The 26,575-nt window shown below is 29.4% G+C and carries 23 protein-coding genes; 21 read left to right on the top strand and 2 right to left on the bottom strand.

The features are described 5' to 3' along the window. Positions 1 to 225: 225 nt before the first annotated feature. Complete coding sequence (locus KGF39_RS07240) at positions 226 to 654, top strand: N-acetyltransferase (RefSeq protein WP_227821765.1); 429 nt, start codon at positions 226 to 228, stop codon at positions 652 to 654. 309 nt (positions 655 to 963) lie between these two features. Then, positions 964 to 1,881, top strand: a complete 918-nt coding sequence (locus KGF39_RS07245) for a putative RNA methyltransferase (RefSeq protein WP_227821766.1) — start codon at positions 964 to 966, stop codon at positions 1,879 to 1,881. A 185-nt stretch (positions 1,882 to 2,066) separates the two neighbouring features. Here the strand turns inward: KGF39_RS07245 and KGF39_RS07250 are convergent, their stop codons facing one another. Beyond that, positions 2,067 to 2,846, bottom strand: coding sequence for a hypothetical protein (locus tag KGF39_RS07250; protein ID WP_227821767.1), 780 nt, complete (start codon positions 2,844 to 2,846; stop codon positions 2,067 to 2,069). Between the two features lie 294 nt (positions 2,847 to 3,140). On the opposite strand from KGF39_RS07250, the gene KGF39_RS07255 reads away from it, so the two are divergent. From KGF39_RS07255 to KGF39_RS07275, 5 genes are all read left to right on the top strand, one after another. Beyond that, positions 3,141 to 3,686 (top strand): biotin transporter BioY, encoded by a 546-nt coding sequence (locus KGF39_RS07255; RefSeq protein ID WP_107595676.1) that lies wholly within the window; start codon positions 3,141 to 3,143, stop codon positions 3,684 to 3,686. A 19-nt stretch (positions 3,687 to 3,705) separates the two neighbouring features. Continuing rightward, positions 3,706 to 4,842 carry an acetyl-CoA C-acyltransferase gene (locus KGF39_RS07260; RefSeq protein WP_227821768.1) on the top strand — a complete coding sequence of 379 codons (1,137 nt, stop codon included), beginning with the start codon at positions 3,706 to 3,708 and terminating at the stop codon, positions 4,840 to 4,842. 3 nt (positions 4,843 to 4,845) lie between these two features. Continuing rightward, entirely contained in the window at positions 4,846 to 6,237 is a 1,392-nt protein-coding gene (locus tag KGF39_RS07265; protein ID WP_227821769.1) for an AMP-binding protein, read from the top strand. A gap of 75 nt (positions 6,238 to 6,312) precedes the next feature. Then, entirely contained in the window at positions 6,313 to 7,188 is an 876-nt protein-coding gene (dpsA, locus tag KGF39_RS07270; RefSeq protein ID WP_227821770.1) for a dipicolinate synthase subunit DpsA, read from the top strand. 2 nt (positions 7,189 to 7,190) lie between these two features. Then, the gene (locus KGF39_RS07275; protein WP_227821771.1) at positions 7,191 to 7,781 is read left to right on the top strand and encodes a dipicolinate synthase subunit B; all 591 of its coding nucleotides are present in this window, start codon (positions 7,191 to 7,193) and stop codon (positions 7,779 to 7,781) included. Between the two features lie 34 nt (positions 7,782 to 7,815). On the opposite strand, the gene KGF39_RS07280 is transcribed toward KGF39_RS07275, so the two are convergent. Further along, positions 7,816 to 8,019: a hypothetical protein gene (locus tag KGF39_RS07280; RefSeq protein WP_227821772.1), complete on the bottom strand. Its 204-nt coding sequence runs from the start codon at positions 8,017 to 8,019 to the stop codon at positions 7,816 to 7,818. A 553-nt stretch (positions 8,020 to 8,572) separates the two neighbouring features. Between KGF39_RS07280 and adhE the strand changes: the two genes are divergently transcribed. The 14 genes from adhE to KGF39_RS07350 all read left to right on the top strand — a co-directional run bounded on the left by adhE (position 8,573) and on the right by KGF39_RS07350 (position 26,536). Continuing rightward, the gene (gene adhE, locus KGF39_RS07285; protein WP_107595717.1) at positions 8,573 to 11,176 is read left to right on the top strand and encodes a bifunctional acetaldehyde-CoA/alcohol dehydrogenase; all 2,604 of its coding nucleotides are present in this window, start codon (positions 8,573 to 8,575) and stop codon (positions 11,174 to 11,176) included. A 199-nt stretch (positions 11,177 to 11,375) separates the two neighbouring features. Beyond that, positions 11,376 to 13,601, top strand: a complete 2,226-nt coding sequence (locus tag KGF39_RS07290; protein ID WP_227821773.1) for an EAL domain-containing protein — start codon at positions 11,376 to 11,378, stop codon at positions 13,599 to 13,601. Positions 13,602 to 14,238: 637 nt separating this feature from the next. Beyond that, positions 14,239 to 15,648: a L,D-transpeptidase family protein gene (locus tag KGF39_RS07295; RefSeq protein WP_227821774.1), complete on the top strand. Its 1,410-nt coding sequence runs from the start codon at positions 14,239 to 14,241 to the stop codon at positions 15,646 to 15,648. 85 nt (positions 15,649 to 15,733) lie between these two features. Beyond that, a complete protein-coding gene (locus KGF39_RS07300; protein ID WP_227821775.1) occupies positions 15,734 to 16,000 on the top strand; it encodes a hypothetical protein in 267 nt (88 codons plus the stop codon). A gap of 618 nt (positions 16,001 to 16,618) precedes the next feature. Then, a complete protein-coding gene (locus tag KGF39_RS07305) occupies positions 16,619 to 16,930 on the top strand; it encodes a hypothetical protein (RefSeq protein ID WP_227821776.1) in 312 nt (103 codons plus the stop codon). A 1-nt stretch (position 16,931) separates the two neighbouring features. After that, a complete protein-coding gene (locus tag KGF39_RS07310; RefSeq protein WP_227821777.1) occupies positions 16,932 to 18,857 on the top strand; it encodes a V-type ATP synthase subunit I in 1,926 nt (641 codons plus the stop codon). Between the two features lie 2 nt (positions 18,858 to 18,859). Then, positions 18,860 to 19,351, top strand: coding sequence for a V-type ATP synthase subunit K (locus tag KGF39_RS07315; RefSeq protein ID WP_003422657.1), 492 nt, complete (start codon positions 18,860 to 18,862; stop codon positions 19,349 to 19,351). A 51-nt stretch (positions 19,352 to 19,402) separates the two neighbouring features. Beyond that, positions 19,403 to 19,966 carry a V-type ATP synthase subunit E gene (locus tag KGF39_RS07320; RefSeq protein ID WP_227821778.1) on the top strand — a complete coding sequence of 188 codons (564 nt, stop codon included), beginning with the start codon at positions 19,403 to 19,405 and terminating at the stop codon, positions 19,964 to 19,966. Positions 19,967 to 19,980: 14 nt separating this feature from the next. Then, a complete protein-coding gene (locus KGF39_RS07325) occupies positions 19,981 to 20,958 on the top strand; it encodes a V-type ATP synthase subunit C (RefSeq protein ID WP_227821779.1) in 978 nt (325 codons plus the stop codon). Continuing rightward, the gene (locus KGF39_RS07330; protein ID WP_009893746.1) at positions 20,951 to 21,268 is read left to right on the top strand and encodes a V-type ATP synthase subunit F; all 318 of its coding nucleotides are present in this window, start codon (positions 20,951 to 20,953) and stop codon (positions 21,266 to 21,268) included. Before KGF39_RS07325 ends, KGF39_RS07330 begins: the two co-directional genes overlap by 8 nt. 116 nt (positions 21,269 to 21,384) lie before the next feature. Further along, positions 21,385 to 23,163: a V-type ATP synthase subunit A gene (locus KGF39_RS07335; protein ID WP_227821780.1), complete on the top strand. Its 1,779-nt coding sequence runs from the start codon at positions 21,385 to 21,387 to the stop codon at positions 23,161 to 23,163. Further along, positions 23,160 to 24,533 carry a V-type ATP synthase subunit B gene (locus KGF39_RS07340; RefSeq protein WP_003422669.1) on the top strand — a complete coding sequence of 458 codons (1,374 nt, stop codon included), beginning with the start codon at positions 23,160 to 23,162 and terminating at the stop codon, positions 24,531 to 24,533. Before KGF39_RS07335 ends, KGF39_RS07340 begins: the two co-directional genes overlap by 4 nt. A 5-nt stretch (positions 24,534 to 24,538) precedes the next feature. Beyond that, on the top strand, positions 24,539 to 25,207 hold the full coding sequence (locus tag KGF39_RS07345; protein WP_009906174.1) for a V-type ATP synthase subunit D: 669 nt from the start codon (positions 24,539 to 24,541) through the stop codon (positions 25,205 to 25,207). A 279-nt stretch (positions 25,208 to 25,486) separates the two neighbouring features. Further along, positions 25,487 to 26,536, top strand: a complete 1,050-nt coding sequence (locus tag KGF39_RS07350) for a putative 2-aminoethylphosphonate ABC transporter substrate-binding protein (protein WP_227821781.1) — start codon at positions 25,487 to 25,489, stop codon at positions 26,534 to 26,536. Positions 26,537 to 26,575 lie beyond the last annotated feature (39 nt).

Raw genomic sequence — 26,575 nt, forward strand, 5'->3', positions numbered from 1 at the left:
TTAAGTTTTATATTAACTAAGTGGTATGTAAAGGAAGGAACTCCAACCAAATCGTCAGCATTACCAGGAGTTTTATATTAACTAAGTGGTATGTAAATAATATAACTTCTCTTACATTATCAATATTAACCTTAGGTTTTATATTAACCAAATCATACCTAAAGAAAATACACTTACCTATAAATATGATAAAAATCAACACAAAAATGAGGTGAAACAAAATTTATGATAAGGAAATCAAACAACAAAGACATAAATAAAATCATGGAAATATGGGAAGAAAGCACAATAAAAGCACATGACTTTATAAGTAAAGAATACTGGAAAAATAACTATAATACTGTCAAAAACGAATATATACCTATATCAGATACATTTGTATATGATGATGAAGATGAAATAAAAGGATTTATAAGTATAATAGATAAAAGCTTTATAGGAGCTTTATTTATAAACCCCAAATACCAAAATCTAGGTATAGGAGGTAAACTTTTAGATTATGTAACTAAAAAATATAAAAAGCTAAGCTTAGCAGTGTACAAAGATAATAAAAAAGCAGTTATATTTTACAATAAAAAAGGTTTTAATATATTAAAAGAGCAAGTAAATGAAGACTCCGGATTTAAAGAATACATAATGGAATATAGTAAATAACATGAGTATATTCTATTAAAAAGATAATTAAGTATTTGTCATTTGAGTGTGAGTATTTTTATAAAATAATTTTTAAAATTATAAACTCAATGTGCTTAAAATATTGAAAAAGTGTAATGATAGGAGGAAAGAATTATGAATAAAAGAGCATTTATGTACTATATTAGAATAAGAAGATAGCGCACAAATTGTGGCTATTTTACAACAATTTATAACGCATTTTATATATTCTAGAAGAAGTTATCTTATACAAGTAGCCATAATTTCGTGCTATTTAAGTTAAATAGTAAATTTAAGGAGATTATGGAAATGAAACAGAATATAAGTAATGTAAATAAAAAAAATACTGAAAAGTTAAAAAAGATAGAAACAGCTAGACTTCTACTTAGCGAAAATATAGATGTATTTAAATGTCCCCTTTGTAAAGAGAATATGGTTATATTTGATAAAAATAGTGTCAAATGTGTGAATAAACATTGTTTTGATATATCTAAAAAAGGATATATTAATTTATTAAATAGTAATACAAAAACTATTTACGATAAAGGACTATTTGAGTCAAGACATGAAATATATAATTCTAAAGTGTATGATAATTTAATAGAAGAAATAAAATCTATAATTAAAAATTACACTTTAAATAAGTATAGTAACTATATCTTAGATGCAGGATGTGGTGAAGGATATTTCTTAAATAAATTATATGAAGATAAAGATATTTGTAATAAATGTAAGTTAATTGGAATTGATATAGCTAGAGAAGGAATTTCTATTGCTACAAGAGGGGAAAATAAGATTATATGGTGCATTTCAGATTTAGCAAATTTACCATTTAAAGATAATAGGTTCTATATAATATTAAATATATTTTCTCCTGCGAACTATAAGGAATTTGCAAGAGTTTTAAATAATTATGGAATGGTAATAAAGATTGTTCCAGAGTCAAATTATTTAAAAGAAATAAGGACAAGTATACAGAAAAATATAAAAAATAGTGATTATGATAATAAAAACATTGTAGATGTATTTAAGAAGCATCTTGATTTGATTTATGATAATAGAATTAATTATAAGACCAATATTAGTAAATTAAACTTGAGAAATTTAGTTAAAATGACACCTTTGACATCATCATTGGATGAAGAAGAGTTTCTAAGGTTGTTAGAATTAGATATATCCGATATAACAGTTGATTTAAGAGTGATGGTTGGTATTATAAGAAAATAAAAAATATTTATAAAAGTTTGTTAAAATTTGATAATTATTAGATTATAGAAAATTGCTATGAAATTAGTTTAGTAAGAACTAGTTTCATAGCAATTTTAATTATTATAAGAGTATTTATTTTTACATATTTTAAAAATTTATATAGTATCTGATAACATAATCTTATTATCTGGGCTTATAAATATTTAAATCTTAAAATGTTCTTTTTGAGATGAGTTTATTTCAGAGTCACAATTTCCACAACAGTAAGATGTTGAGACATCTTTAAATTCTTCAGTATTCTCATCAAAGTCCATTTTTTTCTTTGCAATAATTCCTACTTTAGTTAAATTAAAACCACAATTATTACAGTTTTGAATTTTACATAGGTTATATAATTTGTCAGGTGTAATATCTTCTAAAAATTTGTCACAATTGCAACATCTGATAGAAGAAACTTCACTAGATATTTCAATAAGTTCAGCTTTTTGAGAAGAAAATTTATATGTTATATCATTTGATACTTTATAACCTGTATCAAAAATATTAGAATTACAGCTTGGACACAAGTACTTTGGAATATATACCTCTTTTTTTTCAAAAGTATCACCACTAGTATTGCAATTCAAGTTATCTAAAGTCGAGCTTTCATCTAGAGTGTTATCTTTATTTAAGCTTAGAAGATAATTATAAATTTTTTTATCTTCATTCTGTTTTGCTGTATCTAAAAAATGACTCATTATATTAGGGTATTCTTTATTTTTGGATGGCATGTTTAAATCTATACAATTGTTTTCAATAGCAAAGGATAATATATGGAAATAGTTATATTTAACTGCAAAAAATAATAACATTTCATCAAATACTTTATCTATTATTTTGTCAGAAATGCTTATCCAAAAATCTGGTGAATCTAAATAAACTTTCCTACTAAGTTCATCCAACTCTTCATCTATATTATATAAATTATTTTCATTAACTTTCATATCATCACTTCCTTATTGTTTTTTATATGAAATAAAATCTCATATAAAAATATATCATATTATAATTTACAAGTATAGACTAAATAAACTTGTTTTTAAACAAAGTTTTATAAATAACCATTAAAATATAAAGTATTAATATAAAATTTATTTACGAATTAAATGTAAACCTATATATATAGAGTAGTTGACAAAAAAATTTCTTTATTTTATACTAAAACAAAGCTTTAATAGAAATTTTATATATGTACATATAAATTAAATTGAATAAGACATATGAAGGGAATTATAAAAATGGAAAATACTAAAGTAAATATTCAAGATTTAACTAAAATGTCAATATGTGTAGCATTATTATGTATATCATCTTACATATATATACCATTGCCATTTACTCCAGCAGGAGTAACAGCACAAACAATAATGATAAATTTGATAGCTTTGATTTTAACGCCGAGACAAGCATTTAGTACAGTTGGTGTATATATAATGATAGGTTTAATTGGAATACCCGTATTTGGTGGAGGAACATCTGGTATTGGGAAACTATTAAGCCCAACAGGAGGTTTTTATTTTGGATTTTTGTTTGCAGCACTAATTATTAGTTTATTAAAAGGACGAAATAATGATATTAAAAGATACATACTAATAACAATTTTTGTTGGTATGCCTATTATATATTTTATGGGAACAGTATTTATGTGCTATTTTAATCAAATGACAGTAGAAGCAGCACTTTTCGCAGCAGTAGTACCATTTTTAATTGGAGATACAATAAAATCAGTTATTGCATCTTTTTTAGGTACTAAACTGAATAATGTACTAAGAAGAAATCTATGATAAAGGAATGGTGTAATATATGGATGAGGTTTTTATATTAGGAGGATTGAGAAGTCATATAGGTCTAAAAAATGGGATTTTTCAATTTGTTCAACCCGAATCACTAGGAGCAAGTGTGTTAAAACATCTTATTGAAAAGTATGAAATTGGTAGAATTGATGAGATTATATGTGGAAATGCAGTTGGTACAGGAGGCAATATAGCTAGATTAATGGCTTTAACAGCAGGAGTGTCAAATGAAGTACCTGCTTTTACTGTGGATATGCAGTGTGCTTCTGCTATGATAAGTATAGACATAGCATTTTCAAAGATTAAATCTGGTCAGTGTGATTTAATTATTGCAGGAGGTTTTGAAAGTAGTTCTTTACAACCAATGTGCACATATCATAAAAATGATAAAAGATATGATATAAATAATCCAAATTATACAGTTGCTCAATTTTCACCTGATGATAATAGCAAAAATAGTATGTTAGAAGGAGCGGAAAGAGTAGCAAAGTTATATCAAATTGAGAAAACAGAATTGGATTTTTGGGTAAAAGAAAGTCATAAAAGAGCAAAAGAGGCAAGAGATGAGAAAATACTTGAAGATATTATATATCCTGTAGATAATAGTACTTATGATGAAGGTATACGTGATAAGATGAGTCAAAGGTTATTAGATAGAATACCACCGATTTTAGGAAAAGGAACTATTATAAATGCAGCAAATTCATGTCTTATTAATGATGGAGCTTCATTTATTATACTATGTTCTAAAAAATATCTAGAACGTGTAAAAAAGAACCCTAAAGCAAAAATTATTAATACATGTACAATAGGAACAGATGCCAATTTAAGTCCAACATCAGCGATAAAAGCAATGGATAAAATTTTAGAGATAGAAAAACTTAACTATTTGGATATATCTGCAGTTGAATTTAATGAGGCATTTGCAGTTATAGATGTGCTATTTCAAAGAAAGTATCCAGAATTAATCAATAGATATAATATATTTGGTGGAGCTTTAGCGTATGGTCATCCATATGGTGCTTCAGGTGCAATTATTGCATTACATCTTTTAAAAGCACTAGAAAAGATTAAGGGTAGATATGGAATTTGCTCTATAGCTGCAGCTGGTGGTCTAGGTTCAGCTTTATTGATTGAAAGGGTGTAGATTATGAACTACTATGAACTTCTAAAAATAAAAAAAAATATCCATAAAAATAAAGATTTTTTGATTATAGATGGAGAAAAGTATACTTATGAGAATGTATTAAGTGATAGTGAGGAATTAGGAAAACAAATTTCGATAGGTGAAAATATCCCTATTTTAATATATTCTAAAAATATAATGTTTCAGTTATTAAGTTTTTTTGCTATTAATTATTCAAAGAATATCCCTATTATTTGTCATTATAATCTTTCTAAAAAAGTATTGAATGATATTTTATTAAAAAACCATATTTCAATCATTATATCTGATGAGTCTATGGACACTATTGATTTATTTGGTAATAATGATGATGAAGGATTAAACGAAGTTAATTTTTCTGTGCTTAATCCTAAATTCAATATACATATGTATCAATATAAGAATCCTATGAACTATTTAGATAAAAGCATTTGTATGGGAGCTTTGTCTTCAGGCTCTACAAGTGTTCCAAAAGTATTGTATAGAACGTATGAGAGTTGGGCTGGATTTTTTCCTATACAAAATGGTATTTTTAATATTTCTGAGGAATCAATCTTGTTTATTAATGGAACACTTAGCTTTACAGGAAATCTAAATTCTATAATGTCTGTATTATATGAAGGTGGTAGTGTTGTAATAAGTTCAGGTCTGAATTGTAAGTCATGGATAAAGACAATAAAACAATATAATATAAGCAACATATATCTTATACCTACAAAGCTTCAACTTTTGGTCAAACACTTAAAAGAACCAATACACAAAATTGTAAGTATTTTCACAGGTTCTCAATTATTATTTGAAGATACTGCAAAAAATTTAAAAAAATATATGCCAGAGTCTGAAATTATTTTATACTATGGAGCGAGTGAATTAAATTATATTACATATTTATGCTATGATGAACTAATTGAAAAACCTCTAAGTGTAGGTAGAGCATTTCCAGGAATAGATGTATATATTAGAGAAGGAAAAATTTTTGTAAATACAGAATATGCAGTATATAATTCAACCAAGCCTTATTCTGTCAATGATGTTGGATATTTTGATGATGATGGATATTTAATATTTGAAGGAAGAAATGATGATATTGTAAATATTGGAGGATTTAAAGTTAGTTCTACTAAGATTGAAAATGAAGTCAAAAAAATTCCTCAAATTGAAGATGCAGTTGTACTGCCATATTCAGACTCTATAAGAGGAAAGCAAATTGTATTATTTGTGACAACTATAGATAAAATTACAAGGAAAGATTTATTGATTAAAATGAGAAATAATCTAATGAAAAATGAAATTCCAAGGAGAATTATTTTTTTAAATTCATTTCCATATACCTCTTCTGAAAAGATAGATAGATTAGCCTTATTAAAAATATTATAAGTATAATATTTAGTAATTTTAGTGAACCAATGTATTGATAAAAACATATTGTATATAGTAAAGGAGGCTTACAATATGTCAAATCAATACGATATAACTGTTATTGGGGGAGACCTGCGACAAGTATACATGGTAAAAAAACTAGTTAATAAAGGGTATTCTGTAATCACTTATGGAATATCAAATGAAATTATAAATGGAATCGTTGGAAAATCAACTTCACTAGCTGAAGCACTATCCAAAAGTTCCATTATTTTATGTCCAATTCCATTTACAAAAAATCAAGTTAACATTGAAAATACTGATGCTTGTCTTGATGCTACTATTGATAATTTGCTAATTAATTTATCTCCTAATCAAATATTATTTGGAGGTAACATACCAACTAAAGTTTGTAATTTTTGTGAGCAACACTCTATTCAGATTTATGATTTTATGAAAATGAATGATGTTGCTATTTTAAATGCAGTTGCTACAGCTGAAGGGGCTATAGCAGAAGCTATTAAAAGAAGTATAATAAATATACATCAAAGTAACTGTTTAGTATTAGGTTATGGAAGATGTGCACAAATACTTGCAAAAAAATTATATGCTTTAGATGCAAATGTATGTGTTGGTGCAAGAAATAATGATGCAAGAAGTACGGCTAATGCATTTGGGTATTCCAGTATTCCTTTGAATCAACTTGATGAAAAGCTTTTACAGTTTGATTATATTTTTAACACTATACCAGAGTGTATTTTAACAAAAGAAAGACTAGAAAAAGTATCACAAGAAGTAACTATTATTGATATAGCTTCTTCTCCTGGAGGAGTAGATTATTCTGTTACGAAAGAAGCAGGTATTAATGCGACTCTTTGCCTTGGGCTTCCTGGTAAATACTCACCAAAAACATCTGGTGAAATTCTTGTTAACGCTATAGAAAATATTATAAATGAAAGAAGGGATTAGAAATGAGACTTGAAGGACTTACAATTGGAGTAGGATTTACTGGTTCATTTTGTACTTATGATAAAATATTTATAGAGTTAGAGAATTTGGTTAAAGAAGGAGCAAATGTACACACTATATTTTCAGATGTATCACAAAATATCGATTGTAGATTTGGAAATTCTGAAGAGTTTATGAAAAAAGCATATGAAGTTACAGGAAATAAACCTATAGTTACGATTGAAGAGGCAGAGCCATTTGGACCTAAAGGAATTGCTGATATTATAATAATAGCTCCTTGTACTGGAAATACTGCTGCAAAATTAGCAAATGGGATTACAGATTCACCAGTATTAATGGCAGCAAAAGGTCATCTTCGTAATGATAAACCACTGGTAATATCAATATCAACGAATGATGCTTTAAGTTTTAATTTCAAAAATATTGGTATTCTTCTTAATTCTAAAAATATATATTTTGTACCTTTTGGTCAAGATAATTGTAAGGCAAAACCTAATTCTATGATTGCACACACTGAGCTAATAATTCCAACTATAGAGCTTGCTCTAGAGAATAAACAGTTACAGCCTGTTATAAAAAGTCCGCATCAATAGGTTAGTGCTACAATATTATGTATAACATGTAATATTAACAAAGAGGCTGTCTCAAAATAGAGATAAGCCCCTTTGTCATTGTCGTTGATACAAAAGAAGAAGACATAATTAAAATAAATACTGATAGTCCTCTAATAAACAAATTATCTACATAATAAGTTACTACTCCAATACCTCCAATAGTTAAAATTACACTTATAATTAAAGAAAAAATGCTAATTATTTTTAATTTTTTCATACTTATCCTCCTTCCTTATAAACTTCAAATTTATCTATATCGTATTAAATATATTTTATTTAGCAGTATGTAAAAATTGTGAATATATTTTTTTAATTATACTACATATTATAACTGTTTGTATATTTAACTATATTTACTTTAACTTAGCAATCAAGTTATTATTTTCATTTTAGAATCTTTTTATTTTTCAACTTGAGATAGTACTACATTAAAAAGCATTCTTATAAAATTTTATTTGTAAAAAATACAAAAATACAAATGTTAAAATAATAACGTTATCCTTAAGTTTTTAGACGATTTTATCAGTAATTTATATAAAAAATAAAGTAATGTATAGTTAAACTAAGTATTTATAAAGCTAGATATTAATACTGTAGATGGTGTTATACTAGATAAAAAATAAAATGTTAAAAAAATAACTTGAAAATAGAAAAAACAGATGCTATAATGTTAATAAATTAACATATAAATAAAAAAACTATCTCAGGAGGTTGTTAAAATGGCTCATAAAGAACAAATAATAATAGAAAATAAAAGAGGAGATGGAGTTATGACAGTTAGTTCAGAAGTGGTAAATAATGTTGAAAGTTTAGTTAAAAAATTAGCAAAAATTAGAGAAGCTCAAAAAATATTTGCCACATATACTCAAGAGCAAGTAGATAAGATTTTTTTAGCAGCATCTTTAGCAGCTAATAAGCAGAGAGTTCCTCTAGCTATAATGGCACAAAAAGAAACTGGTATGGGAATTGCTGAAGATAAGGTTATAAAGAATCATTATGCCTCAGAGTATATATATAATGCATATAAAGAAACTAAAACTTGTGGTGTTATAGAGAGAGACGAAGCATTTGGTATGACTAAAATTGCTGAGCCAATAGGTGTTATTGCAGCAGTTGTACCTACAACTAATCCAACTTCTACTGCTATATTTAAAGCACTTTTAGCTTTAAAAACTAGAAATGGAATAATTTTCTCTCCACATCCAAGAGCAAAAAACTCGACTATAGAGGCTGCAAAAGTGGTTCTTGAGGCTGCTATTTTAGCTGGAGCTCCTGAAGGTATAATAGGATGGATAGATGAGCCATCTTTAGAATTAACTACAACTGTTATGAAAGAAGTGGATTTAACTCTTGCTACAGGAGGTCCTGGGATGGTTAAATCAGCGTATTCATCTGGAAAACCAGCTATTGGAGTTGGTGCAGGTAATACGCCAGCAATAATTGATGATAGTGCAGATATAAAAACTGCTGTAAACTCAATTCTTGTATCTAAGACTTTTGATAATGGTATGATATGTGCCTCTGAACAATCAGTTATAGTATTAGAAAATATATATAATGAAGTTAAAAAAGAATTTAAAGAGCGTGGTGCTTATTTATTAGATAAAGATGAAACAGAAAAAATAAGAAATATAATTTTAGTAAATGGAGGATTGAATTCTAAAATAGTTGGACAAACAGCTTCTAAAATAGCAAAACTTGCAGGTTTTGAAGTTCCAGTTGATACTAAAGTTTTAATAGGTGAAGTAGAGTCAGTTGAAATAGAAGAGGCTTTTGCTCATGAGAAACTTTCACCAGTACTTGCAATGTACAAAGCAAGTGACTTTGATGATGCAGTTAGAAAAGCAGAAAAATTAGTAGAAGATGGAGGATTTGGTCACACATCTTCATTATATATTGATGATGTAAATCAAAGAGAAAAACTTGAAAAGTTTACTTCAGCCATGAAAACTTGTAGAATTTTAATTAATACTCCTTCTTCTCAAGGCGGTATAGGTGATTTATATAATTTTAAACTAGCTCCTTCTCTTACCTTAGGATGTGGGTCTTGGGGTGGCAATTCAGTATCTGAAAATGTAGGAGTTAAGCATTTACTTAATATTAAGACAGTAGCTGAGAGGAGAGAAAATATGCTTTGGTTTAGAGCACCAGAAAAAGTTTATTTCAAAAAGGGTTGTTTAGGAGTGGCATTAAAAGAACTTAAAGATGTAATGAATAAAAAGAGAGCTTTTATTGTGACAGATACATTCCTTTACAATAATGGATATACTAAAGCAGTTACTGACTTATTAGATGAAATGAATATTAAGCATACTACATTCTTTGAAGTAGAACCAGACCCAACCTTGGAATGTGCTAAGATAGGTGCTAAAGCTATGAGAGAATTTAATCCAGATGTAATAATATCTATAGGTGGAGGAAGTGCAATGGATGCAGGAAAAATAATGTGGACATTGTATGAGCATCCAGATGTAGATTTCCAAGACCTAGCTATGAGATTTATGGATATAAGAAAAAGAGTATATACATTCCCTAAAATGGGTGAAAAAGCTAATTTTGTAGCAATACCAACATCAGCAGGTACTGGTTCAGAAGTAACACCATTTGCTGTTATAACTGACCAAGATACAGGTGTAAAATATCCATTAGCTGACTATGAACTAATGCCAAATATGGCTATAATTGATTCTGACATGATGATGAATATGCCAAAAAGCTTAACTTCTGCTTCTGGTATAGATGCTTTAACTCATGCATTAGAAGCGTATGTATCTATGCTTGCAACTGATTATACAAATGGTCTAGCTTTACAAGCTATTAAGAGTATATTTGAATATCTTCCACGTGCATATGACAATGGAGCAAAAGACCCAGAAGCTAGAGAAAAAATGGCAAATGCTTCTACAATGGCAGGGATGGCTTTTGCAAATGCGTTTTTAGGTGTTTGTCACTCTATGGCTCATAAGTTAGGTGCCTTCCATCATGTACCACATGGTGTTGCAAATGCTCTTTTAATAACAGAAGTTATGAAATTTAATTCTTCAGATGCACCAAAGAAAATGGGAGCATTCTCTCAATATAAATATCCAGAAGCATTAAAGAGATATGCTGAAATAGCTTCATTCTTAGGGTTAAAAGGAGATTCTGATAAAGAGAAATTCCAAAGCTTGCTGGTAGCTATTGAAGATTTAAAACATAAAGTTGGTATTCCTAAAACTATAAAAGAATTTGGTGTTGAAGAATCTAAGTTTATAGATTCAATAGATGAAATGGTAATTCAAGCATTTGATGACCAGTGTACAGGAGCAAATCCAAGGTACCCTCTTATGAATGAAATAAAAGATATGTATTTAAATTCATATTATGGAAAATAAAGTTACTATAAAATAGATAAAATAAAATCTCTTATACATAAAATAAAATTTTATTGTGTAAGAGATTTTTTTATTTGGAAAAATGAACAGTTTTTATTCTTTAATTTAAAATTCAATTAAATAGTGTTATTATAATAACTAAAGAATATTTTTATGATGATTAGATTGGATTTATGTGTAATATTGGGGGAGGGGTCGAATGACAAAAAGAAATAAAGGTTTTACATTAATTATAATTATTTTTTTAACATCATTATTTTTAACAATGGGGTATATTTATATAGAAGATACAAGAAATCTTCTTATATCAGAGGCAAAAGTACATATAAAAGAAGTTGCAGTACAAGGTTCTCAATTAGCACAAAGACAAATTGAAAAAGATTTAGATGTTTTAAATATTTTTTCTAGATACTATACTTCAAATCCAAATATATCTAACGAAGAAAAAATAAAAAATCTTTTGGATGAGATTGGAAATCAAAAATTTTATACTATGGCAATAGTTGACATAAATGGTAATGCAGAAAATACTAAAGGTGATAGGTTTTCAGTGAAGGATAAAGAATTTTTCAAAAATTCAATTAAAGGTAAAAAATATGTTTCAAGCCCATATGTTGATGAGGTAAATAAATCTATAAAAAAGATTACTATTTCAGTACCAATATCAAATAACGATAAAGTAGTTGGAGTTTTATATTGTACTTATAATATCAATACTATAATGAAACTTATAAATGTATCTTTTTATGAAAATAATAGCATATCTTATGTTATAAAAAATAATGGTACAGTTATACTTCATCCTCAAGAGGATAGATTATCAAAAAATATTTATGGACTGTTAAAACAGGATAATGATATCCAAGAAGTAAATAAATTAAAAAAAGAATTACAAGAAAATAAAACAGGTGCAACCATATTAAATATGTCGGGTGAAAGAAGATATCTAGGGTATGCTACTATGGATAATGGGAAGAGTGAAAATAATTATATAAAGGATTGGAATTTGATTTTTTCAATTCCAGAAGATGTTATATTTAGTAATTCAGAACAAATTATCAAGAGAGCTATATATGCAGTGTTATTGATTATATTGATATTTATTGCAATTATTTTCTATATAATGTACATAAAAAAATCCAATGAAAAAGAAATATTAAGTTTGGCTTATGAAGATAAGGTTACCCATATAGGAAATCAAAATAAATTTTATAGAGAGTGTAGTAAATATCTTTTAAATAGAGCATCTTTAAATTACATTATAGTATATTTTGATATTGATAATTTTAAGATGATTAATGATACCTTTGGATATGAATTTGGTGACAATTTATTAATTACAATAGCAAAAGCTTTAAAAAAAGAATTAACAGAGGGTGAAGTATATGCACGACTTTCAAGTGATTATTTTGCAATCTTCTGTGATTATGAAAATGGAAGAAATAAAATTATAAGAAAACTTGATAGTATACGAGATAATATTGAAAGTAATTTGAATATAGTCTTTGAAATTTCTTTGTGTGTGGGTATTTACTTTGTTGAAGAAGGTGAAGTAGATATTCAAAAGGCTGTAAATAAAGCAAATATGGCTAGGTCTGTTGCTAAAGGTAAAAATATAAATTATGCTATTTATAATGAGGATGTTAGGAATAAGCTTAGTGAAGAGTCGATGATTTTAGATGATATAAAAACAGCACTGGTAAAAAATCAGTTTGAAGTGTACTATCAACCTAAATTTTCGCTTGTAAATGGTGAAATGGTAGGCAGTGAGGCACTAATAAGATGGAATCATCCAACACATAAATTTATAAGCCCAGCAGTATTTATCCCAATAGCGGAGAAAAGTCAGTTGATTTTAAAAATTGGAAGATTTGTATTTGAAAGAGTCTGTATTGATTTATCTGAGTGGAAAAAGCAAGGTAAAAAGATAGTTCCAGTTTCAGTAAATTTATCTAGAGTTGAGTTGTACCAACCAGATATTGTAAAGTTTATCAATAACACTATAAAAATGTATAATATAAATTCAGATTTAATTGAGCTAGAGATAACAGAAACTGTGGCTATGAATGAGCTAAATATTTTAAAGAATGTTTTAAATGAGTTAAGAAAGTATGGTTTTTCTATTTCTATGGATGATTTTGGTACAGGATATTCTTCTATTAGTTGTTTGAGAGATATGCCAATTGACATATTGAAACTAGATAAGTCATTTCTTGATGGTATTGAAAATGATGAGAGAAGCCGTAATATAGCAAAATCAATAGTATCTCTAGCAAAATCATTAGATTTAATTGTAATTATAGAAGGTGTTGAGAATAAAGAGCAAGCTGAGTTAATGAAGCAATTTGGATGTGATTTAGTTCAAGGGTTTTATTTTGCAAGACCAACGCCAGCTAAAAATTTTGTAAATTTACTTCAAAAATAAAATTTAACTTTTATATAAAACACTATTATGGAGGCTTTAGTTTAATAAATTACTGCTAGATAATTAGTGTTTTTAAATTTTGGTTATATATTGTCTATGTATAAAGTAAAAATAATTGTATTTTATAAAAATTATATTAAAAATAAATTATTTTGCCGATAAACATGTTATTAATAAAAAAATAGTACTATAATGTATAGATGATAAAAACTTTAATAAAAATTTAGTGTATGGGAGTTGTTTAAGTATGATAGATAGATGAAGAATGTATATAACAACGTTATGTTAAGCTGAAATTCAATGTTAAAAAAATAAGTTAAGATAAAGAAATTAACAAAGGATAAGTTTCTTTTTTAAAAAAAATAATTTAATATTACAAAAATATATAGATACCCCCACGAGTATTAAAAGTATGGTAATATATTAATATAGCAGAGATTGGGTTTAAGGGATTTTAAAAGGAGTGATTTATAATAATCATTTTGTCTGAAAGATAAAATGGTATCATGGAAATAACTCTATATTTAAAAATATAAATAATAATACAATAATTTGGGTATATAAAATAAGACAACTATGGTTTTGTTTAAAACCAAACAAGTACATAGGTAATTACAATGTAAGGAAGGATTTAATTATGATTGATGAAAAAGAGGTAAAACAAGAAAATGCACAAAAAAATCTAAAAGTTAAGATAGCTATAGTAGTAGGTGTTTTGGTTGTAGCTTATGTAGGAATGGCAATCTTTTTTAGAAGTCATTTTTACCTTGGAACGACTATTAATGGAGTAAAAGTCTCAGGAAAAACAGTTGAACAAGTAAATGATTTGTTAACATCTAGTACCAATTCTTATACTTTAAATTTAGAGGAAAGAAACAATAAGAAAGAACAAATAAAAGCAAAAGATATAAATTTAAAGTTTACGCCAGATGGTAAAGTTCAAAAGATAAAAGATACCCAGAGTGCTTTTGGATGGATTGGTGGGATATTTAAATCTAAAGAGTATAACAATATGGTAACTCTTTCATATGATAAAGATTTACTAGAAAAAAGATTTAATGCTCTATCTTGCTTTGACAGTAAAAATGTTGTAAAACCTAAGAGTGCTTATCCTAAGTATGATAATGCTAAAAACGCTTATGTCATAGTACCAGAGGTACTTGGAAACAAAGTGAAAAAAGATGATTTTTATAAGTTAGTACAAAAATCAATTAACTCTGGCAACACTTCTATTTATTTAGATGAAAGTAAAATATATGAAGCACCAAACAATACAAAGGACTCAGAAAAGTTAAAAAAAGCTATTAAGACACTGGATAAGTATGTCGGTGTAGTTGTTACATATGATTTTAGTGACCGTAAGGAAACTTTAGATGGTTCTGAGATTAATAAATGGTTAAAGGTAGACTCAGAAAAGAATTATGACATAACTTTCGATAATGATGCTATGGTAGAATATACGAGAGGCTTAAGTAAAAAATATAGTACTTTTGGAGATTCAAGACCATTTAAAACTGCAACTGGTAGAGAGATTACTATTTCAGGTGGTATTTATGGATGGTTGATAGATAAAAAGAAAGAAGCTGAAGCATTAGTTGATGTTGTAAAAGCTGGAAAAAATGTTACAAGAGAACCTATCTATATACAAAAAGCTGTGTCTCGTAATAAAGATGATATTGGTAATACATATGTAGAGATTAGTCTTTCTGACCAACATATGTGGTTCTTTAAAAATGGAGAAATGCTTGTATCAACAGACGTTGTAACAGGTGATTTAGCTAGAGGATTTGCTACACCATCAGGTGTATACCCTCTTAATTATAAAGCTAGAAATGTTTCATTAACTGGTCAAGGTTACAGCTCACCTGTAAGTTATTGGCTTCCGTTTAATGGAAATATAGGAATTCATGATGCTACTTGGAGAAATTCTTTTGGTGGAGGTATATATAGGTCTTCAGGTTCACATGGATGTGTAAATACACCTTTCTCTAAAGCAAAGAAGATATATGAAAATATAGAACCAGGGGCACCAGTTATTTTATATTAGTAAATGTACTGTTAAGTGAAGTCATCTTAGTTTATTTAAGATGACTTCCTTTTTATATATAGATTATTTAAAAGGAGAAATTATAATGAATGAAAAGCTGATTAAGATTTTAGAGGAAGCTAAGAAAGATGATAAATTTAGAAACGAACTTATAAAAACAAGAGAACAACGTGATGTTATGGATTCATTTTGTAAGGTTGTTACCTCTAGAAGTTATGATATAACAGTAGGGGAGCTTTTTTCTATAGGGGAAGAATATACCTCAAATCTATTGAAAAGTGTAAACGGAGGAGCAGCATATCCTATTGAAGATTGGAGTGATTGGTACGAGGATTTTTTTATAATGTTGTAGAATGTATTAGAGTAACTGATGATATTATCTATTTAAGATTAATGAATTGATATTAAAATAAAAATATTAGAGATAAGTGTAAATTTTATCAATCTTAGAAAATATTAATTTATTTCTAACTAAATATAAAAAATTAGGTTAAAAATAAGATGACAAAAATCGATATAGAGTAATGATTTATAAAAGTTGGATGAAATAGTGTGAGATATTTCTAAAAATTCAAAAAAGACAATAAGTTTCAATGATTTGAGTGTTGAAAAATAATAATTAAAATTATAACTAGAAAAAAATTTAAATAAAAATTTTAAATGTCGATAAGACGTTAATTTTAAGACAAAATAACGCTATTGACAAACCCTATCGCTTTAAATTATAATTATTGAAAATAATGGTATTTAAAAATCATACTCATGTCATAGTCTAAAAGTAAGTCAAAAAAGGATGTAAATCTAAGTAAGTACTATTCTAAAATATGTTTTATTAAAAAATAAACGTTGAAAAATATTAATTATTATATAAAAATGCTGTTTATACTTTAACAATGGGGTAGTAATCTAATTAGAATAAAAAAATCTAATTGGTTATATACATAGTAAAAAGGTAAGAGAGGTGATTTGGATGGCTTTTGAAATAATAAAAAGCATTGTTGAGGCAGAGCAGACAGCAGACAGTATCAAAGTAAAAGCTGTTACTGATGCAGAGTCTATCAGAGCTGATGCTGTAAACAAATGTGAAAGCATATTTGCTGATGTAAAAAAACAAGCAAAGCTTATGGAAGAAACTCTTATTGAGAAGGCAGTCACCGACAGTAAAGCAGAGGTTGATAAAATCTTAGCTGATGCTAAAAGTGGATGTCTGAAAATTGAAAAAACTGCTAAAGAAAGAAAGAGTAAGGCGATTGAAGCGGTTATTGGAAAGGTAGTGAGATAATATGGCAATAGTTAATATGAACAAAATATCTATTGTTGGCTTAGAAGTTCAAAAAAGCCAGATTTTAAAGCTACTTATGAACCGTGGGTTTGTTCAGATTGATGATAGTGCCTTTCTTACTGAGGAGGAAGAATTAAAAAATTATCTTGTAAAAGATAGTGAAGAATCAGAAGTTATAATGCTAGAGCAGAAGATGTCTCATGTAAATCAAGCGATTAATATCGTTTCTTCACTAGTGAAACAAAAGAAATCCATGTTTGCACCAAAAAGAGAGTTTAACAAAATTGATAATGAAAAAGAAGAACAAATTTATGCTGAAGCTTTAGAGTTAAACAATCTACATAAGGAGATAGGTACAATAAGGTCTAATATAAACTTACTTAACAACAATAAAAGTATGTTAGAGCCATGGATTAACTTTGACATTCCTCTTGAAAATATGGAAACTAAGTATACAAAAACTATACTTGGAACTGTACCTATAAGCGCAAATATTGATGCTTTAAGAGTAAAATTAGAGGATGAAGTACCAGAAAGTGTTCTTGGGATTATAAATTCCGATAAATTAATGAACTATGTTTATTTAATTACTTTGAAAGAAACTTTTGATAATGTTTTAGAGGTTTTAAAAGAATTTAATTTTTCAGTGGTTTCATTACCAAATGAAGAAGGTACACCATCACAAGCTATCAAGAAATATAATGAAATGATAATTAGACAGGAAAACGTTTCTAAAACCAAGACAGAAGAAATTAAAAGTCATGGAGATAATATACACCTGCTTGAGAATCTATATGATTTTTACACTATAGAAAGAGACCAGAAAAAGATTATAGAGAGACTTGTCAAAACAAAAACAACATTCTGTCTTAACGGTTGGTTACCAAGCAAAAGGGCAGATGAGTTAATTAAAGAAATTACAGAAAAGTTTGATTGTTGTGTTCAGACAGAGGCAGGAAGTAAAGAAGAAGGCTTCCCAATTTTACTTGAAAACAATAAGCTTGTAACACCTTTTGAAAGTGTAACGAACATGTATAGTTGTCCTAGTACAAAGGATATTGACCCAAATACAATTATGACTTTCTTTTATATTGTATTCTTTGGAATGATGCTAAGTGACGCTGCATATGGGCTAATAATTGCACTAGTATGTGGATTTGTTGTATACAAAGCCAAGATGCAAAAAGGTGAAGGAAATTTAATTAAACTTATTGGCATGTGTGGAGTTTCAACTACTATATGGGGTCTTATATTCGGGGGTATTTTGGGGGATTTAATTCCTATAAAAGCATTAATCAATCCTTTAGAGGATGTTATGATACTTATGGGAATGTCGTTACTGTTCGGTATTATCCATATATATGTAGGTTTGGGAATAAAAGCATATACATTAATAAGGGATGGAAAGGTAATAGATGCAGTTTTTGACATAGGTTTTTGGTATTTATGTATAACAGGTGTATGTTTACTTATAATACCTTTTGTTGCAGGTGATATAGGTGTATTTTCTGAAGTAGGAAAATATTTAGCAATTATAGGTGCTATAGGTCTTGTACTTACTCAAGGAAGAAGTTTTAAAGGTGTTCCTGTTAAGCTTTTTAAAGGGTTTTCAAGTCTTTATGGTATAACAAGCTATTTTGCTGATATATTATCTTATACAAGAATTATGGCACTTTGTTTAACAACAGGAGTTATAGGGCAGGTTATCAATCTTTTAGGGGCTATAGCTGGTCCAATATTTGCAGTTGTAATTGGTGTTGTGGGACACACAATAAACCTTCTTATAAATGCACTAGGTGCATATGTTCATACAAGTAGATTACAGTATGTAGAATTTTTCAACAAGTTTTATGAAGGCGGAGGAGTTCCTTTTGTTCCGTTTAAGTATAAAACAAAATATACAAGCATTAATAAAAAGGAGATGTAAATATGGAATTTTTAAACGCATTAGGAAATGGTCAATTTTTGGCAATATCAGGAGCTGCTATAGCAGCATTATTTGCAGGTATGGGTTCTGCTAAAGGTACTTCAATCGCAGGTCAAGCAGCAGCAGGTGTTGTAACAGAAGACCCTAGTAAATTCGGTCAACTTCTAGTTTTACAACTTCTTCCTGGTACACAAGGTCTGTATGGATTTATCATAGCTTTCCTTATTTTATCAAAAGCAGGAATTATTGGTGGAGATGCAATACCAACATCAGCTCAAGGTTTACAACTTCTTATGGCAGGACTTCCAATTGGTTTAGTTGGTTTAGTATCAGGTATAGCACAAGGTAAAGCAGCAGCAGCAGGGGTTGGAATAGTTGCAAAAAGACCTGAAGAACTTGGTAAAGCTATAACATTTGCAGCAATAGTTGAAACATATGCTCTTTTAGGACTACTTGTTTCTTTCTTAGCTTACAATGGAATTGCAATTGGTTAATTATAGATTATAATTCATAAGTAAAAAAAATGAAAAGGAGGAAGCACTCCTATGGGTAATGAACAAAAAATGATTGACAGAATTATAGCTGATGCCAAACAAGAAGCACAAGAAATATTGGATAAAGCTAAAAGTGAGGCAGATTCAAAAATAAATTCAGCTAATGAAAAAGCTGAAAAGGAAATGGCTTCCTATACAAAGCTTGCAGAGGCAGAAGCAGAAAAAGCAGCTTCTAAGGAAATATCAGGAGCTTATATGGAGGCTAAAAAACAAATATTATCAAAAAAGCAAGAGCTTTTAGAAGAAGTAATTTTAGAAGCTAAAAATAAACTTCTAAATCTTAAAGATAATGAATATGAAGAGATTATACTAAATATGATTGAAAAATCAAATTGCACAGATGATTCAGAGATAGTCTTATCTAAAAAAGACAAGAAAACATTAAAAGATGTATTATTAAAAAAAGGTATTAAAGTGTCTAATGAGACTAGAGATATTACTGGAGGTTTCATAGTTAAAAAAGGTGACATTGAGTACAATTATTCATTTGAAGCCATAATTGCAGTAGAACATGAATATATTGAGCAAATTGCAGCAGAAATTTTGTTTAATTAAGGAGGGGTTAAAAAATGGCAGAAGAAAAAACTTATCCCTATGCCGTGGCACGAATAAGAGTGCTTGAAAAACAGCTTCTTAACAGACAAATGTTTATTCAAATGGCAGAAGCCAAAAGCCCTGAAGACTCTTTAAGAATTATAGCTGAGGCAGGTTATGTTGATACATCAAATAATAATATACATAATTTTGAGAATATTTTGACTCAAGAATTGTCAAAGACATATGAAATTCTTAAAGGTCTAGCTCCTGAAGAAAAATTTGTTGATGTATTTCTTTATAAAAATGACTATCATAACTTAAAAGTGCTGATTAAAGAAGAAATTTCTGGTGTAGATGGTGAAAAATATTTAATTGATGGAGGTACAATTCCTCTTATTAAGCTTAGGGAATCTTTAGCAAATCGTAGCTTTAGTGATTTACCTAAGATAATGGCATCAGCTATATTAGAGGCATTTGATGTTTATAGCAAGACACAAAATGGTCAGATGGTTGATATTGTTTTAGATAGAGCAACTTTTTCTAGTATGAAAGAAACTGCTAAAGAAAGTCAAAACAAATTTGTAATGGATTATGTTATGAAAGTTTGTGATTTAACAAATCTAAAGAGTTTTATAAGAGTCAAAAATATGAAGAAAGATTTTGATATATTTATGAACGTGTTTGTTTCAGGTGGCTCACTTGATAAGGAAAAATTCTTAGAAGCTTTTTCTTCAGACACTCCAGCATCATGTTTTAAATCTACTTCTTACTCTGATGTCTGTAAAAATGGCATGGATAGTGGTTTTACTGTCTTTGAAAAACTTTGTGATGACTATCTGATGGAATATGTTAGGGAAGCAAAATTTAAACCTCTTACATTAGAGCCACTAATTGCATATTTATATGCTAAAGAATCAGAAATAAAAACAATTAGAATTATTTTGACTAGTAAGCTTAATAATATAGACGCAGATACTATAAAAGAAAGGCTAAGGGATGCTTATGTATAAGGTAGGAGTAGTTGGAGATAAAGATAGCATTATGGGATTTTTAGCTCTCGGAATAGATATCTTCCCAGCCTATGATAGTGACGAAATCAAAAAAAGTATACATAAGTTGGTTGAAGATGAATATGCGATAATTTATATTACAGAACAGGCATCATTGCTTGCAAAAGAATCAATAGCAAAATACAAAGACTACCAACTTCCTGCTATTATAGTTATTCCAGGTATTGGAGGAAGTATGGGATTGGGTATGAATGAAGTAAGAGAATCTAGTAAACGTGCCATAGGTGCAGATATATTATTTAAAGAATAGATGAAAGTTGAATAAAAGACAATCTCAAATTTTATTAGTGCTAAAGATATGTATTGATAAAATATAGGAGGGAATATTTAAATTTTGATAAAGTATATGATTGCAGGTGAGAGAATATGAAAACAGGCACAATTGTAAAGGTGTCAGGACCGCTTGTTGTAGCGGAGGGCATGAGAGATGCGAATATGTTTGACGTCGTAAGAGTTTCAGATAAACATCTTATAGGCGAGATTATAGAAATGCATGGAGATAAAGCTTCTATACAGGTTTATGAGGAAACTTCTGGTCTAGGTCCAGGGGAGGAAGTAGTTTCTCTTGGAATGCCTATGAGTGTTGAACTTGGACCAGGTCTTATTTCAACTATTTATGATGGTATTCAACGTCCACTTGAAAAAATGTATGAGATTTCAGGTACTAATATAACTAAAGGTGTTGAAGTATCTTCACTTGATAGAACAATTAAGTGGGAATTTAAACCTAAAAAATCTGTTGGTGATAAAGTTGTAGCAGGAGATATAATTGGTGGAGTTCAAGAAACAGCTGTAGTGGAATGTAAAATTATGGTTCCTTATGGAGTTAAAGGTACTATAAAAGAAATCTATTCTGGTGAATTTACTGTCGAAGATACAGTTTGTGTTATTACAGATGAAAAAGGTAATGATATACCTGTGACTATGATGCAAAAATGGCCAGTTAGAAAAGAAAGACCATATAAAGAAAAGAAAACACCAGATTCACTTCTTGTTACAGGTCAAAGAGTTATAGATACATTTTTCCCAATTACAAAAGGTGGGGTAGCAGCTATACCGGGACCTTTTGGAAGTGGAAAAACTGTTACACAGCATCAGCTTGCTAAATGGGCAGATGCAGATATAGTTGTGTATATAGGGTGTGGCGAGCGTGGAAATGAAATGACGGATGTTCTTCTTGAATTCCCAGAATTAAAAGACCCAAGAACAGGCGAGTCACTTATGCAAAGAACTGTGCTTATAGCAAATACATCAGATATGCCAGTTGCTGCACGTGAAGCTTCTATATACACTGGTATTACAATAGCTGAATATTTTAGAGATATGGGATATAGTGTTGCACTTATGGCAGATTCTACATCAAGATGGGCTGAGGCTCTTAGAGAGATGAGTGGTCGTCTAGAGGAGATGCCTGGTGAAGAAGGTTATCCTGCATACTTAGGTTCACGTCTTGCTCAATTCTATGAAAGAGCAGGAAAGGTAAATTGTCTAGGTATGGATGGAAGAGAAGGGACACTTACAGCAATTGGTGCAGTTTCTCCTCCTGGTGGTGATACATCAGAACCTGTCAGCCAAGCAACGCTTCGTATAGTAAAAGTATTCTGGGGTCTTGATGCATCTTTAGCATATAAGCGTCATTTCCCAGCAATTAACTGGTTGACTAGTTATTCGTTATATCAGGAAAAGGTCGATGTATGGGCAGATAAAAATGTAAATGATAATTTCTCAGCTCAAAGAGCTCAAGCTATGAAACTTTTGCAAGTTGAATCTGAACTTCAAGAAATAGTTCAATTGGTTGGTGTTGATTCACTTTCAGATGGAGATAGATTGATATTAGAAGTTACTCGTTCTATAAGAGAAGACTTCCTTCATCAAAACTCTTTCCATGAAGTTGATACTTATACATCACTTCATAAGCAATATAGAATGATGGGACTTATATTAAAATTCTATAAGTCAGCACAAGATGCTATAAAGCAAAATGTTACTATAAACGATATTATCAAGCTTTCAGTTCTTGAAAAAATTGGTCGTGCTAAGTATGTAGAAGAAGACAATATAAATGCTGCTTACGATTCAATTGAAGATGAAATAGACAACGAGCTTGCAGACCTTATTAAAAAGAGGGGGGCTGAAGAACTATGATAAAGGAATATAAGTCAATACAAGAGGTAGCCGGTCCTCTTATGCTAATAAACGGCGTAGAAGGTGTAAAATTTGATGAACTTGGAGAGATTGAGCTTTCAAATGGAGAGATTCGTCGCTGTAAAGTTCTAGAGGTAAATGGAGATACTGCACTTGTTCAGCTTTTCGAAAGTTCAACAGGTATAAACCTTGCTGAAAGTAAAGTTCGTTTTTTAGGAAAGAGTCTTGACTTTGGAGTTTCACCAGATATATTAGGTCGTGTTTTTAGTGGAATGGGTAGACCTATTGATGGAGGTCCAGAAATTATACCAGATAAAAGACTTGATATAAATGGAGCTCCAATAAATCCAGCAGCACGTGACTATCCAGCCGAATTTATACAGACTGGTGTCTCTGCTATAGATGGGCTTAATACACTAGTTAGAGGGCAAAAACTTCCTATATTCTCAGGGTCTGGTTTACCACATGCCAATCTTGCAGTTCAGATTGCAAGACAAGCAAAAGTACGTGGAACTGATTCTAAATTTGCCGTTGTATTTGCTGCAGTTGGTATAACTTTTGAGGATGCTGAATTCTTTATAAGTGATTTTAAAGCAACTGGTGCAATCGACCGTTCTGTAGTATTTGTAAACCTTGCAAATGACCCAGCTGTAGAGCGTGTATCTACACCTAGAATGGCACTTACAGCAGCAGAATACCTTGCCTTTGAGCAAGATATGCATGTACTTGTTATCATAACAGATATTACAAACTATGCAGAGGCATTGCGTGAAGTTTCAGCAGCTAAAAAAGAAGTTCCAGGACGTCGTGGATATCCAGGATATCTTTATACTGACCTTGCTACGATGTATGAAAGAGCAGGAAAAATGAAAGGGCATGAAGGTTCTATAACTATGATTCCAATACTTACAATGCCTGAGGATGATAAGACACATCCAATTCCTGACCTTACAGGATACATTACAGAGGGACAAATTATACTTAGCCGTGAACTTTATAAAAAAGATATACAGCCTCCTATAGATGTTTTACCATCACTTTCTCGTCTAAAAGATAAGGGGATTGGTAAAGGGAAGACTCGTGAGGACCATGCAGACACAATGAACCAGCTTTTCGCAGCCTATTCAAGAGGTAAGGATGCAAAAGAGCTTATGGCTATACTTGGTGAATCTGCACTTTCTGAGATTGACTTAATGTATGCTAAGTTTGCAGATGAGTTTGAAAAAGAATATGTTTCACAGGGATTTAGAACTGATAGAACTATTGAGCAGACATTAGAAATCGGATGGAAGCTTCTTAGTATGTTACCAAAAAGTGAACTTAAACGTATTCGTGATGAATATTTTGAAAAATATATGCCTAAGGAGTGATATCTGTGGCTAGATTAAATATAAATCCAACACGTATGGAAATGACTAGACTTAAGAAACTCCTTAAAACTGCTACAAGAGGTCATAAGCTTCTTAAAGATAAACTTGATGAACTTATGAAACAATTTCTTGAGATTGTAAGAGAAAATAAGCGATTACGTGAAGAAGCAGAAAATGCTCTTGATGCTGCTTATAAAAATTTTATAATCGCAAGAGCAGTTATGAGTCAGGAGTATCTGGGGTCAGCACTTATGATGCCAAAGCAATCTGTTTCAGTGGATGTTTCTACAAGAAATATAATGAGTGTTGATGTTCCTGTGTTTGACTTTAAAACTGAAAACAATCAAAGTGATATTTATCCTTATGGTCTTGCTTTTACATCAGGGGAATTAGATTCTGCTATGGAAGCTTTCTCAGCTGCTATGCAACCACTTTTAAGACTTGCAGAAAGTGAAAAAAGTGCACAGCTTCTTGCTCAAGAGATAGAAAAAACACGTAGACGTGTTAATGCTCTTGAAAATGTAATGATACCAAATTACATTGAGACTATTAAGTATATAGCTATGAAGCTTGAAGAAAATGAGAGAGCAAGTACTACTAGACTTATGAAGGTTAAGGATATGGTGCTTAAAAAAGCACTTGAAGAAAAGAAAAAAAATGATTTGGTTGTATAATTAAATACTATAAAAAATAAGTCTAACATTCTAATTTATAGAGGTTAGACTTATTTTTTATGTTCAAATTAGAAATATAGATACTATAAAAATTAATATATTGTTTAAAAACATACTGTATTTAATTAAAAATAATATATTTAACAAAAACTTCTAAAAATTAACGAACTGTTAATTTACACTTAACTTTATATTAACAAATTAGGTGTATTATATAAACATAAGCAAAAACAACAAAAAACAAATGAAAAAAGATAAAAACACAATAAGGGGGAAGATATGAAAGAATTTATATTTACTTGTCTGTGTATTGTAGTGATTACATTTATGACAAGTTGCATATCAACAACACCACAAACTACTCAAGGAAAAGGAAATAATAAACTTACAATATATGCAGCATTAGAGGAAGAACAAATAGCTTACTATATGGAAGGGTTTAGAGAAGAGCATCCAAATATAGATGTAGAAATAGTTATGGATTCTCATGGTGTAATAGCTTCAAAGTTATTAGCAGAAAAAGATAATCCACAAGCAGATGTTATATGGGGATTATCAGCAATGAACATGATAGAGCTAAAAGAAGATGGAGCACTTGAAGCATATAAGCCTAAAAATTATGATAAGGTAGATAAAAAATTCAAAGATATTGACAAAGATGTATCTTGGGTGGGTATGAGTGTACCAGAAACAGCTATAGTAGTTAATTATAAGGAGCTTGAGAAATTGGGTATAGATATTCCAAAAAGTTATGAAGATTTAATAAAACCAGAATATAAAGGACTTATAACAATGCCAAATCCAGCATCATCTGGAACAGGATACCTTACAGTATCAGGACTTATTCAAATGATGGGTGAAAAAGATGCTTACAATTATATGGATAAATTACATAAAAATATAGCTACATATACACATTCAGGTTCAAAACCCGCGAAACTAGCTGGTTCTGGAGAATATCCAATAGGTATTACACTTGGATATAGAGCTACACAACAATTATCCAGTGGAGAACCTATAGAAGTTGTATTTCCAAAAGAAGGTTCAGGTTGGGACTTAGAGGCAAATGCCCTAGTTAAAAAAGATAATATAAAAAAAGAAGCAAAGTTATTTTTAGACTGGGCAATAAGCGATTCAGCTATGGATAAATATGCACACGAAGTAGCAGTTACTTCTATAAAGACAGATAATCCAGTTCCGAAAGGTTATTCTAAACAACCATTTGAACAGCTAATAAAAGAAGTTGATTTAAGCTCTGCTGCCAAAAACAGAAGTACAGTACTTAAAACTTGGGAATCAAAGTATGGTTCAAAATCTGAAAGTAAGTAAAGTTTAACTTAATAATTTAGATGAAATAATTTTAGAAGA

The organism is Clostridioides sp. ZZV14-6345 (genome assembly GCF_020657775.1).
In the GTDB taxonomy this organism is placed as follows: Bacteria; Bacillota; Clostridia; order Peptostreptococcales; family Peptostreptococcaceae; genus Clostridioides; species Clostridioides difficile_D.